Raw genomic sequence first — 11,317 nt, forward strand, 5'->3', positions numbered from 1 at the left:
TTTTAGTAACCTTTTTGACAAACAAACTGATTCATTTACAGTATGTTTCCCAAATATTCGCAGTTTCTAACTCACTTAATATAAAGGCTCTCAGCTCTCAAAAGCTGATTAATGCGTGGTTATTTGCTCTATCTTTCCAAAAAATTAGCCAAAATTAATTATTTTTTAACCTTTGTGGTCTCAATTATTTTTTACATTATTAAAACTAGCGATCGCCTAGATAGAATTATGCCTTTGATATTCAATCCGCACTTGTTTAACCTCAACTTGCTCAGACTCTAAAAACACGAGTTTTTCTACTTGCTGTAATCCCAAACTTTCAAACTGCTGAAGTTCCAAGTCTGATAATGGCCAAGGAGGGCCATTCGGTTCAGCTTCTGTGTCCCGAACGCGAGTAATCACTAAAAGTGTCCCACCGAGAGCCACAAGGGAGGTAACTGAGGAGATAACTGAAAAACGCACATTCAAAGGCAAAGCTTGAATATTACGACATTCAAATACAAAGTCAAAAGCAAGATGCCATTTTTCTGGTAGGGCGAACAAATCTGCAACTAGATAGTTGACAGTCGAATTGGGAAATCGTTGCTGACACCATGCAATAGCTGTAGGAGAGATATCAAAAGCAGTTACCTCAAATCCCAGTTTTGCTAAAGCTTCTGCGTCATCTCCCAAACCGCAACCGATTATCAGCGCCTTTTGTCTAGAAGCGAATGGTTGATGATTAGTTAACCAGTCTTGTAGATAAGGGTGAGGAGCCAACTTTGCCCAAGGAACTTGTGTTGCGTCGCCTTGAGCTTCGGCGTATAAAACTTCAAACCAAGCTGATGGTTCTGCTGTTTGTAAAGCTTCGGTAGCTAACTGTTTAATATGAAGCTGTAATTTTTCAGGTTGTTGTTCAAACATAAAAACTGACAGTACTGTTTTATACTGAAATTAGTTCGATCTCAAATCTCAGTGTATTGAGATTTGATGGAGATATAAAACCCATTTATTTGCCAGTTCCACATAATACTCAACTGAATTTTAGCTTCTGATTCCTAAATTCTATTAGATAACAAAGCGCTAAGATGTGCGATCGCCTGAATCAAGGCATTGACATACCAGAAGCGCTTACTTTTGTAACGAAGCTCTCCAGTTATCCTCTCGATTCAGATGAGTGCTTAGAATACGCAGAGCGTTGACACAGGCTAGCGGCTTCGCATCAGGGTAGTAAGCTAATAATCATTCAAATTTCATCCCCGCGTCTCCCTTTCTCCGCGTCTTCCTCTGGAATTTGACTTTTAAGTGAGTCAATTTCATTCACTACTTCTTGCTGAGTGTTAGATTTCAGGAAATAGCGAAAAATTATCCAGATTACATAACTCAATCCAATTAACTCAAAAATCGTAGAAGCTAATGGAATACTATTAATAGCACCTGTAACGGCTAGTAAGATTTTGAGGGCATTTACTACTACAACAAGTAAAGTAAAGCTAATAATCAGAAACTTGTACTCATGATAAAAATTAACTATATTTCCCGGTAATCGTTCCCAAAAATCAGAAACTTTTTGGCTGACTTTTGATATCTGATTAGTAAAATTATTATTACTTGATAATCTAGACACTTGTCCTGGCTCAGAAATTTTAATTATTGTCGTGTCGTCTAAGGAGCTAGGATCGACATATTCCAGTTGTTGTACTTGGTCTTTCATATCTTGATAAAAAATTATTGCTAGACACATCTCCCACTATTATTGGTACATATTAAAAGCTAATTATCCTCGACCTCTTGGGATAAAATTTATCTATCTAAAGAGTTATAAAATTAAATTTTTAATTCACTTACCTAAAATTTCAAATTTAGCTTTACACTAATCCAAAAAACTTTAAAAAAATTAAATTTCTCTATAGCAATCCGCTTTAATTTCTGATGTTACTGGCGTAAGCAGAAAATAAAGAACAAAAAAGAAAGTATAAATGTACTGATTTTTTCAGCAATTAAGTAGAATTTTTATAGTCTTACAGCAGATTTCAAGTTAATGAAGTAAACAATATAAGTCTCAAATCCAGGTATCAAGCCTGTTTTAATTCTGACTTCTGACTTCTGACTCCTGAATTCTGCTATATAAGCGATCGTTTAGGAACAACCATTGCAAAAGGCGCTAACAGCTTTGGCAAACTGACGATTTTGTTCCATCAGCGCCATGTGTCTACCTTGTTTGATAGTAACTTTTTGAGGCTGAGGTAATTCTGCTACCATGCGATCGCTTGCAATAGGTTTAGTAGCTATATCTGAATCACCATAGACAACCAAAACAGGAATATTAATTTTTGCTAATGTCAATGTTTCATCTTTGATAACTTTTTCTAAGTTCCTAAGAGGTTATTAATAAACAGGACTTACGCAAAATTATGAAAAAACGAACCGCAAAGAGCGCAAAGGGCACGAAGTTATAAGAGTTTCAGAGAGTTCTTGCGTAAGTCCTAATAAAGTAAAAATAAAATTCTTGTAGGGTGTGTTAGGCGCAGATTTCAACATGATTTTTCATGAAAAATACTTAAAAAGCGCCTAACGCACCATTTAGATGGCGGTGCGTTAGGCTAAAGCCATAACATACCCTACTTAAAATTTACTTTATAAATAGTCTCTAAATTACTACTAAAATCCCAAATTTAGTAGTAATAGCTTTTAGCTTATTTAGTCACTTTTAGAGTCATTTTATCAAATCAATCAGACTAAAGTCACAATTTTATATATGACTTTAGTCACGGTTTAAGCAGAGCCAAAATGCCCAAATATTGTTATTATATTCATAATGCTTTACAAAAATATACATTTTCAAATGGTATTGAAGTAACTAGCAACCAAATTTTATTACTCTTGTATTACCTCAGTTTTGTATGTGTAGATTAATTGGCTATTTTGGTGACAATATTCGCTTAGATGAGTTGTTATATAAACAAGAACACTCTCTTTACAATCAAAGTTATAATCCTTTGGAATTAAAATCAGGATTCGTATGTGGAGACGGGGTTGGTGTAGGTTGGTATGATGAAGCGGGTAAACCATTTATTTATCGCAATACGATTCCACTGTGGAACGATCCGAATCTGAAAGACTTGAGCCAATACGTACAATCTGCCTGTAGTGTAGGTTATGTCCGACTAGCTGGAACAGGTGAACCGCTTGACATCAGTAACTGTCAACCATTTCGTAATGGAAAGCTGTTGTTTGTCCATAATGGCGAAATATCAAACTTTCAACAAACACTTTATAGACCGATACGCGATCGCCTTGGTGATTCTACATATCGTTTAATTAAAGGTCTGACAGACTCCGAACACATTTTCGCTTTATTAGTAGAAATTTGGCAGTCTTGTGGCGATCGCACTCTGTCGTCAGCCCTGGCGATCGCCCTCGACAAATTGACTGACTTGGCTCAAAAATACGACACCAGTTTTAGTACTAATATAATTGTCAGCGATGGTCAATCAGTTGCAGCAGTTCGCTATGCCTATGGTACACAAGCACCTACTCTTTATTGGTATTGCGATGATGTAACTCATCCCAGCCGAGTTATTGTTGCCTCTGAACCTTTATCTAACCAAAATTGGACAGCCTTTCCAGAGCAAAGTATGCTATCTGTTCAAGCTGATTCATTAGTACCAAAAATTAGCCTTTTGGAAATATCTGCCTAGTTTTCTGCGAGTGTGTGTTTAGATTTTGGAGAGCAAAAACTTTTAATATTAGAGCCAACTGCAAGCCCAAGCAGTTGGCAACAGGTTTGATATTTGTGAAATTAAGGTTGCTTTCACAATTGTCTAGAAGGATAGTGTTAGTATGTTCGTCTCTACCTAAAGAATTTAACCTTTAGGTAATAGCAAACGAACTGTAAGTTGAAAAGCAAGGAATAGATTGAATTTTCAACTCATGCTACATCGCTTATCCAAATCTGGACTGATTTGCATCACTCAACCACATCATGCATGGCTTTCGGGGCAATTAGCAAGAGCGTGGGGAAACGAACAATTTGGTGAATTTGTCCCCAAAGAAGAAGTTTGTCTGGCCGCAGAACAGCACGATATTGGTTGGCTGCAATGGGAACAAAAACCTACACTGAACCCAGAAACTGGCTACCCTTATAAATTCACAGAACTTCCAATCGAAGTACATATAGATATTTGGTCGGGTGCTAAACAGCAAGCATTTCCTTGGGGTAGATATGTAACATTACTTGTTTCACTCCACGGGACAGGATTGTATGAAAGATTCACAAGCTGGCAAAACTCAGCTAAATCTGCTCAAATTGTCCAGAATTATTTAAAAATAGAGTATGCTTTTCAAAAGCAAATTATTGACATTCTTCAAAAAGATAAATACTACGCACCTTATGCAATACCAAAGGTGATTGAACGCAACAAGCGTTTAGTAGCAACATGGGATGCCCTTTCGATAATTTTATGTACAGGACAAACTGGCGAACAATATATTAATCAAGTGCCAGTTACTAATGGCACAACTACATTAAAGCTAACGTTGATAGAAGACAAAGAGTATCATCACACAGTAATTCTCTCTCCTTGGGCGTTCGAGCAAAAAGAAATAAAGCTGGTCTATGAAGGGCGGATGCTGCACCAGACTTTTAACGATGAAATAGAGATGCAAAAAGCTTTGATAAGTGATTGTTGGGTAACTCTCAGCACGACTTTAATACCAAGCTGAATAGAACTAAGGGAGATTGCCGAGATCGACGTAATTATTAAAAATTTAAAATAGAGTTATCCTTAACTCTAGAACCAACCATGATAAAACTCAAAACCCAATTCACCCTCGAAGAATTCCTCGCACTTCCCGAAGGAGATATCATCTATGAACTAATTGACAAAGAAGCAGTTCCTAAATTCAAAAACGATGAAATGTCACCAAAATTTTTTCATAGTTCTATAACAGGTGCGTTATTTCTACTATTGTCTGTATGGGCACAAGGAAAAGAGCGGGTTGTAATTGAATCGGCAATTAAGCTAACACGAAATCAACAAGACTGGGTTCCTGTAGCAGATTTGACATATGTTTCTTATAGCCGTCTTTCTGCTGATTGGTTGCAAGATGAGGCTTGTCCAGTTGCACCCGAATTAGTCATAGAAATTATCTCTCCTGGTCAAACTTTTGGAGAAATGACAGAAAAAGCAACTGATTATCTCAAAGCTGATGTTCAAAGAGTTTGGGTTATTGATACTAGAGCAAAAACTGTTACTATTTTTTATCCAGATACTCTTCCTCAAACCAAGCGCAGCACTGATAGTTTAGAAGATCCTTTATTTGAAGGGCTACAAATTACACCTCAACAAATATTTCAACAAGCAAGAATTCTTTAACTTAGCTTGGGGATAGTACGCACCATCCCCGTTTTTTCATCTTTCTAATTTATCTACTTCTTTGGGAACGCTACTAGTTAACACTTCATGTCCATTAGATGTAACTAAGACATCATCTTCAATACGAATCCCAATACCAACCCAGCGCGGATCGGTTTCTGGCTGGTCTTCTGCCAGTTTCGTATCTGGGACAATATAAAGTCCTGGTTCCACTGTGAGAATTTGACCGGGTTGTAAAATCTGCGGTTTATCCTCACCATGTTGGTAAACACCTACATCATGAACATCCAAGCCTAACCAATGACTGGTGCGGTGCATGTAATATGGTTTGTATTTTTCTTCTTCAATTAACTTATCAATTTCACCTTTGAGGATGCCAAGTTCAACTAAGCCTTCGGTGAGGACGCGGACTGCGGTATCATGAACTGATTTGAAGGTATTGCCTGGTTTTACTTGAGCGATCGCTTGTTTTTGCGCTGATAAAACAATCTCGTACAATATCTTTTGTTCGGGTGTAAACTTACCGCCTACCGGAAATGTTCGGGTAATATCGGAGTTGTAATAACCATAAGCACAACCAGCATCAATTAACAGCAACTCCCCATCCTGCATCTGCCGCACATTCTCTATATAGTGAAGTACGCAGGCATTGACACCGGAAGCCACAATTGAAGGATAAGCTGGCCCCATTCCACCCCGTAGGCGAAAGATGTGTTCTATCTCCGCTTGGATTTCATATTCATAACGTCCGGGTTTAGTAAATTCTATAGCGTGGTTGTGTGCTTCAGTGGCGATCGCCGCAGCTTGACGCATCAACTCTAACTCAGCTTCACTTTTGATTAGTCTCATGCTACCGAGAATTGGCCCGGTATCTTCAATGGCAATTGGCCCTGTGCCGCGTTTGGGATAAGTTCTTAATAAACTTTGGTAATGCCCTAAAATTTGGTCGTTAAAATTGCGATCGCGTCCTAAGTGATAGTAAATGCGATCGGCTTTTTCTAAATATTGCGGCAACTTTTCATCCAGTTCGCCAATGGTGTAAGCTTCATCTGCACCATAAATTTCTTTGGCTACATCTACGCCACAGCGATAACCAGTCCAAACTTCCTTTTCTCGATCTTTCGGTTGGACAAACAGCACAAACTGATGTTCTGCATGATGTGGCACTAACACCGCCACTGCTTCCGATTCATTAAAGCCAGTCAGATAGAAAAAATCACTGTCTTGGCGATAAGCGTATTCGACATCGTTGTGCATCACTGCCATTGGCGCACTGCGAAAAATTGCTGTGCCATTACCAATTTTTGCCATTAACTGCTGGCGACGCTGCCGATATTCTGCTTGCATATCTACTTTATATCTCAAATTATGGTGATATCTTAACCTTTGGTAACTACAGATTGTATATATTACACCTATTATAGGTAGTTACTTTTTAAATTTATTTTAGACAATCTGCTTTCATTTTACTAGTGGTTGTTGCTTGCTATAGTCATAGTTTTATTCTATGTAGTGCAAATATTATACTAGTTTATTTCTAGATTAGATTATTAGGAATTTGGAACATAACACTTATAGCTGGGGACTGGGGACTGGTGACTGGGTGAAAAGTCTTTTTGTGTCTAGGTTTAATCGTCTGTTGATGTCCTAACACTACTGGCGACGGCTATAATTCGTAATTAATAATTCCTACAGAATTTTTCAGGTAAATAAAGTATGCGAGTAGGGGCGAACAGCCGTCCGCCCTTACAATTATCTGCACCTCAACCAAGATTTTTAACAAGTCTTGAAACCCTTATGGGACTAGAGGCGTTTTTAATTCACATTAGGTGTTAATTACGAAACTCTTTGCTACCCTTTGACAGCGCTGAGGTCAAACGCCGAACGATTAAGCCCCAGATTTCACTGAGTCAGAGTTTTTTCAATGCGGCGATCGGGGATGAGCCAGACGATCGCAATTAAAACATATAACGCACAAGCAAACCACGAGTTGACAAATGCAAGTGGAATTGCGATCGCATACAACACTACTGATACTTTTCCTTTGAAGTCTTTACCAAGTGCGATCGCTATAGCAGAATCTTTCCCGTGGTGAGAAATCAGAGTACGGGTCAGGATAAAGTAAGCAAACGCAGCGAATAACAATACCGTACCATAAAGTGCAACTGGCAAGGCAGCAAAGTGGTTCTCGCCCATCCAGCCTGTAACAAATGGGATTAGCGACAACCAAAATAGCAGATGCATATTAGCCCAAAGAATGCGACCATTAACGTGGCGGACTGCCTGTAGCAAATGATGGTGATTATTCCAGTAAAGACCGATAAAAGTAAAACTCAACACATAGCTAAAAAATACTGAAATCAAAGGGCGCAGGGCAGCCCAATTAGCTCCATGTGGCACTTTGAGTTCAAGCACCATGATGGTAATAATTATGGCCAGCACCCCATCACTGAATGCTTCTAACCTCCCTTTCACCATCGATGACGCACTCCTTTTTCGCTGACTTGAGAGTAAATTATGTAACTAATGGTTATTAAGAATTTTACGATGGGAGCGATCGCTTGGTGAAATTGGTGATGAGATGAAATTTAGTTATTAAATACGGATTGTAAATATTCTTAGCTATGCCTCGATTAGGGTGTCGGGATAGGCTTTAAATTTCTAGCTTTATAAAACATTTCTAGGCTATCGCGATCGCCTACATAACGCCAGTGCCAAGGCTCATAACTGACACCTTGAACGTTATTTTTCGGAAATGACATTTCAAATCCAAAACGGGCTGCATTTGCTTGTAGCCACTTATAAGCTTTGGTATTGTCAAAGTTGGCTTGAAGATTAGTTGCTGGTACTGACCCATCCCCAACATCCATAGCGTAACCTGTGTGATGTTCGCTATGACCGGGAGGAGCGCTGAGAGCGGCTCTTTGCGCTGGAGTTTGATTGCGTTGAGCGCCAACACTAAAAAACAGCTGTTCTTGCTCTTTCACCGAGCGAAAGCCAGAAATTGGGGCTAAAATCACACCTGCACTCCGCGCTGCTTGGGCCATTTCCCGAAACTTAGCCGCAGCAGATTTTCGCATTCTAATTCGCCCATCGGCGCTAATTGGCACTAATTCTGATTGAGGTGCTTCTGGATACGCCAAATGCCCTAATACAGTATCGCTTTTACTACCTTGAGTATTGCTAGAATTATTGTCTTTGGTTATAGGTGCAGGAGCAGAATTATTTGCTGAAAACTGGGTATTGGTAGTTTTTTCTGGTGCAGTGACGAAAAACAAAAAGCCACTAATTATAGCTAGTAGAACAAAGCCTGCTGCTCCTCCCAATAGCAAAATTGGAAGTTGTAAGCGGATCTTGGGTGCTACATCAGGAGTATCGCGTACAGCCACTGGAATATCGTCACCAGGTTCGCCCGATAAATTTTGTGGTTGTCCAGAAAAGCTAGCTCTATTCAAAGGTCAACTCCTGATTTTGTTCAACATTAATTAGAGATTGTAAACTTGAGAAAAACTAACATGTTGGGTAACATTCTACATCTGTATTTTTAGGCGCAATCTTGACAAATCTCTTAGAACTATACGTCAAGCTGGTGGGATTAGTCTTATTAGGATTTCTTTTGGGACGTAAATTACCTACCACTGTTCCCACCCGTTTAGCTCAGTGGCTTTTCTCTGTGGGAGTACCTATAAGTATAGTAGCTTTTTTACGAGAAGCTGATTTATCGGGGCAGATTTGGATTGCACCTGCGATCGCTTACTTAGCTATTTTCTTAGGAGCATTTTTAGCTTGGCTAGGAATCAAAGGGCAAGCTTATTTCACCAACACCATTCCTCAAGACTCAACCCAAGGTAGTTTAATTTTGGCGGCTATGGTGGGTAACACGGGTTATCTGGGCTTTCCCATCATCCTAGCAATGGTAGGAAAAGAATACTTTGCCTGGGCTTTATTCTACGATTTACTCGGTTCGCTATTCGGATCTTATGGATTGGGTGTAGTGCTGGCATCTCATTTTGGTGGTGGTGTCAGGAATTATTGGCAAATTACTAAGGCAATCATTATTAATCCTGCCTTGTGGAGTTTTGGTTTGGGCTTGCTACTGCGACAGGCAAACATCCCAAATATAGTGGAATTTTGTCTAGAGAAATTTGCTTGGTGTGTCGTTGCTTTATCTTTGGTGTTAATTGGTATGCGACTCTCGCGGCTCAATTCTTGGTACAAGCTACCTCAAGCGGCAATGAGTTTAGCAATTAAAATGCTGGTAGTTCCCTTAGTTATCGGCATTACCTTACCACTTTTTGGTGTAATTGGCGTTCCCGCACAAGTGATTGTATTACAAATGGCAATGCCGCCAGCATTTGCCACACTGGTAATTGCCGAAACTTTTAATTTAGATCGCGACCTGACAGTTACAGCCTTGGCATTAGGGGCTATGGTGTTGTTGCTAACTCTGCCAGTCTGGCTGTGGCTGTTTTGACTTTGGATTTAAGTATTGTGATGCGATCGCTTAAAACCTCTTTAAGCTCAATTTCTGGCAACAGCAGATTACCTTCATATCGTTACTCTTTTAGAGACTCTTTGAGGCGAAAAATTATTGTCGAGCGGCGGTAATTTTATCTGGAACGTCGAGCCTTTACCCTCATTGCTCGTTACTTGAATTTGACCGCCGTGAGCCTGGACAATTTGTTGAACGATCGCCAATCCCAATCCAAATCCACCGCTTTCTCTAGCTCGTTCTGTGTCAACTCGGTAAAAGCGATCGAAAATGTAAGGTAAATCTGCTTCTGGAATTCCAATTCCTGTATCGATGACCTGAATTACTGCCCGATCTGGGTGAGACTCTAAGCGTAACCAGACAGTTCCACCAGATGGAGTATATTTGCAAGCGTTATCCAGCAAGTTTTCCACAGCTTGCCGCAGTAAATCGGGGTCAGCCCATAAATTAAAGGGTTCTTTTGGGAAATGGCCGATCAACTCAATCGATGCTTTTGCAGCAACAGTAGTATAGTGAAGGGCTAAATCCTCCAGCAAATTATTAAGATTTACTTTTTTGAGAGATTCTGAAGTTAATTTTCCCTGATGGCGAGCCAATAGCAGTAGGTTATTCACCAAAGTACTCATCGACTTGGTGCTATCAATAATGTTTTCTAATGTGGGATGAAGTTGAGGACGGTCTGTTGCCATCAGTAGCCCGACTTGGGCATTGGTTAAAATCGCAGAAAGAGGCGATCGCAATTCATGAGAAGCATCTGAAGTAAAGCGTTGCAGCTGGTTATAGGCTTCCTTAACGGGCTGCATAGCTATACCACCGAGTACCCAACCTGTAAGTCCAATTAATCCTAGCGCTACAGGCACAGCTAGGGTCAACATTAACTGAAATTCTCTGAGTTCGTTTTGAGTCTCCGCCAGCGGGATAGCAACTTGAAGGTAGCCAATGACCGAATTTCCACCTTCAACAGGTAGCGTGACTTGACGAAGCCAAAACGCTTTATTTGTTAATTCGTCAACAGATTTAATAGTGGAAAACCCAGGTGTCGTTTTTAACCGCTCTGGAGGTGGAGTACCAAAAAAACGTTTAAGTTTGCCATTCGGGTCATACCAGCGAACATAAACTAGTTCAATATCAGCGGGGTGAGAACCACTACCCAATAGCGGTATATTGCTGAGATCGACTTGTTTTTGTCCTTGATAAAGTCGGTACTGCAAACTAGCTGCCATTAGCTCTGCTCTTTTATAAAGTAGTCGATCTAATGCTTGAAGTTTGTCTTTTACCTCAAGATGATAAATGACTCCAGCAAACAGAACGAGAATGCCCCCCATCGAAAGGGTAAACCAAAGAGCTAAGTTACGACGACTGCGGTTAAACACAACTCATGCTAATTCGTAATTCGTAATTTGCAGTTACAACACTTTTCAAGTAATTGAACTACACTACTCCCTCATCCCCCTCATCCCCCTCATCT

At 39.8% G+C, this 11,317-nt stretch carries 11 protein-coding genes; 4 read left to right on the top strand and 7 right to left on the bottom strand.

What is annotated here, in order from left to right; all coding sequences use genetic code 11:
* Nucleotides 1-216: 216 nt before the first annotated feature.
* The 3 genes from I8752_RS06895 to I8752_RS06905 form a co-directional block, all read right to left on the bottom strand.
* Nucleotides 217-903: a class I SAM-dependent methyltransferase gene (locus I8752_RS06895; protein WP_214431566.1), complete on the bottom strand. Its 687-nt coding sequence runs from the start codon at nucleotides 901-903 to the stop codon at nucleotides 217-219.
* Nucleotides 904-1,225: 322 nt separating this feature from the next.
* The gene (locus tag I8752_RS06900) at nucleotides 1,226-1,693 is read right to left on the bottom strand and encodes a CAAD domain-containing protein (RefSeq protein ID WP_214431567.1); all 468 of its coding nucleotides are present in this window, start codon (nucleotides 1,691-1,693) and stop codon (nucleotides 1,226-1,228) included.
* A 425-nt stretch (nucleotides 1,694-2,118) separates the two neighbouring features.
* Nucleotides 2,119-2,325, bottom strand: a complete 207-nt coding sequence (locus tag I8752_RS06905; protein ID WP_225895489.1) for an alpha/beta fold hydrolase — start codon at nucleotides 2,323-2,325, stop codon at nucleotides 2,119-2,121.
* Nucleotides 2,326-2,882: 557 nt separating this feature from the next.
* Here I8752_RS06905 and egtC point away from each other — a divergent pair.
* The 3 genes from egtC to I8752_RS06920 all read left to right on the top strand — a co-directional run bounded on the left by egtC (nucleotide 2,883) and on the right by I8752_RS06920 (nucleotide 5,357).
* Complete coding sequence (gene egtC / locus I8752_RS06910; RefSeq protein WP_214431568.1) at nucleotides 2,883-3,680, top strand: ergothioneine biosynthesis protein EgtC; 798 nt, start codon at nucleotides 2,883-2,885, stop codon at nucleotides 3,678-3,680.
* 232 nt (nucleotides 3,681-3,912) lie between these two features.
* Nucleotides 3,913-4,704 carry a DUF3891 family protein gene (locus I8752_RS06915; RefSeq protein ID WP_214431569.1) on the top strand — a complete coding sequence of 264 codons (792 nt, stop codon included), beginning with the start codon at nucleotides 3,913-3,915 and terminating at the stop codon, nucleotides 4,702-4,704.
* Nucleotides 4,705-4,784: 80 nt separating this feature from the next.
* Entirely contained in the window at nucleotides 4,785-5,357 is a 573-nt protein-coding gene (locus I8752_RS06920; RefSeq protein WP_214431570.1) for a Uma2 family endonuclease, read from the top strand.
* Nucleotides 5,358-5,393: 36 nt separating this feature from the next.
* On the opposite strand, the gene I8752_RS06925 is transcribed toward I8752_RS06920, so the two are convergent.
* The 3 genes from I8752_RS06925 to I8752_RS06935 all read right to left on the bottom strand — a co-directional run bounded on the left by I8752_RS06925 (nucleotide 5,394) and on the right by I8752_RS06935 (nucleotide 8,812).
* Entirely contained in the window at nucleotides 5,394-6,704 is a 1,311-nt protein-coding gene (locus I8752_RS06925) for an aminopeptidase P N-terminal domain-containing protein (RefSeq protein ID WP_214431571.1), read from the bottom strand.
* Nucleotides 6,705-7,259: 555 nt separating this feature from the next.
* Nucleotides 7,260-7,835 carry a TMEM175 family protein gene (locus I8752_RS06930; protein ID WP_214431572.1) on the bottom strand — a complete coding sequence of 192 codons (576 nt, stop codon included), beginning with the start codon at nucleotides 7,833-7,835 and terminating at the stop codon, nucleotides 7,260-7,262.
* 155 nt (nucleotides 7,836-7,990) lie between these two features.
* On the bottom strand, nucleotides 7,991-8,812 hold the full coding sequence (locus I8752_RS06935; RefSeq protein WP_214431573.1) for a M15 family metallopeptidase: 822 nt from the start codon (nucleotides 8,810-8,812) through the stop codon (nucleotides 7,991-7,993).
* A gap of 101 nt (nucleotides 8,813-8,913) precedes the next feature.
* Between I8752_RS06935 and I8752_RS06940 the strand changes: the two genes are divergently transcribed.
* On the top strand, nucleotides 8,914-9,831 hold the full coding sequence (locus I8752_RS06940) for an AEC family transporter (protein WP_214431574.1): 918 nt from the start codon (nucleotides 8,914-8,916) through the stop codon (nucleotides 9,829-9,831).
* 74 nt (nucleotides 9,832-9,905) lie between these two features.
* On the opposite strand, the gene I8752_RS06945 is transcribed toward I8752_RS06940, so the two are convergent.
* Entirely contained in the window at nucleotides 9,906-11,222 is a 1,317-nt protein-coding gene (locus I8752_RS06945; protein WP_214431575.1) for a sensor histidine kinase, read from the bottom strand.
* Nucleotides 11,223-11,317 lie beyond the last annotated feature (95 nt).

Origin of the sequence: Dendronalium phyllosphericum CENA369 (assembly GCF_016056275.1) — a bacterium.
Lineage (GTDB): Bacteria > Cyanobacteriota > Cyanobacteriia > Cyanobacteriales > Nostocaceae > Dendronalium > Dendronalium phyllosphericum.

Bases quoted from the DNA above. Each gene is read 5' to 3' on its own strand.
- I8752_RS06895 (WP_214431566.1), bottom strand. From the start codon at position 903: ATGTTTGAACAACAACCTGAAAAATTACAGCTTCATATTAAACAGTTA.
- I8752_RS06920 (WP_214431570.1), top strand. From the start codon at position 4,785: ATGATAAAACTCAAAACCCAATTCACCCTCGAAGAATTCCTCGCACTT.
- I8752_RS06925 (WP_214431571.1), bottom strand. From the start codon at position 6,704: ATGCAAGCAGAATATCGGCAGCGTCGCCAGCAGTTAATGGCAAAAATT.
- I8752_RS06900 (WP_214431567.1), bottom strand. From the start codon at position 1,693: ATGAAAGACCAAGTACAACAACTGGAATATGTCGATCCTAGCTCCTTA.
- egtC (WP_214431568.1), top strand. From the start codon at position 2,883: ATGTGTAGATTAATTGGCTATTTTGGTGACAATATTCGCTTAGATGAG.
- I8752_RS06930 (WP_214431572.1), bottom strand. From the start codon at position 7,835: ATGGTGAAAGGGAGGTTAGAAGCATTCAGTGATGGGGTGCTGGCCATA.
- I8752_RS06915 (WP_214431569.1), top strand. From the start codon at position 3,913: ATGCTACATCGCTTATCCAAATCTGGACTGATTTGCATCACTCAACCA.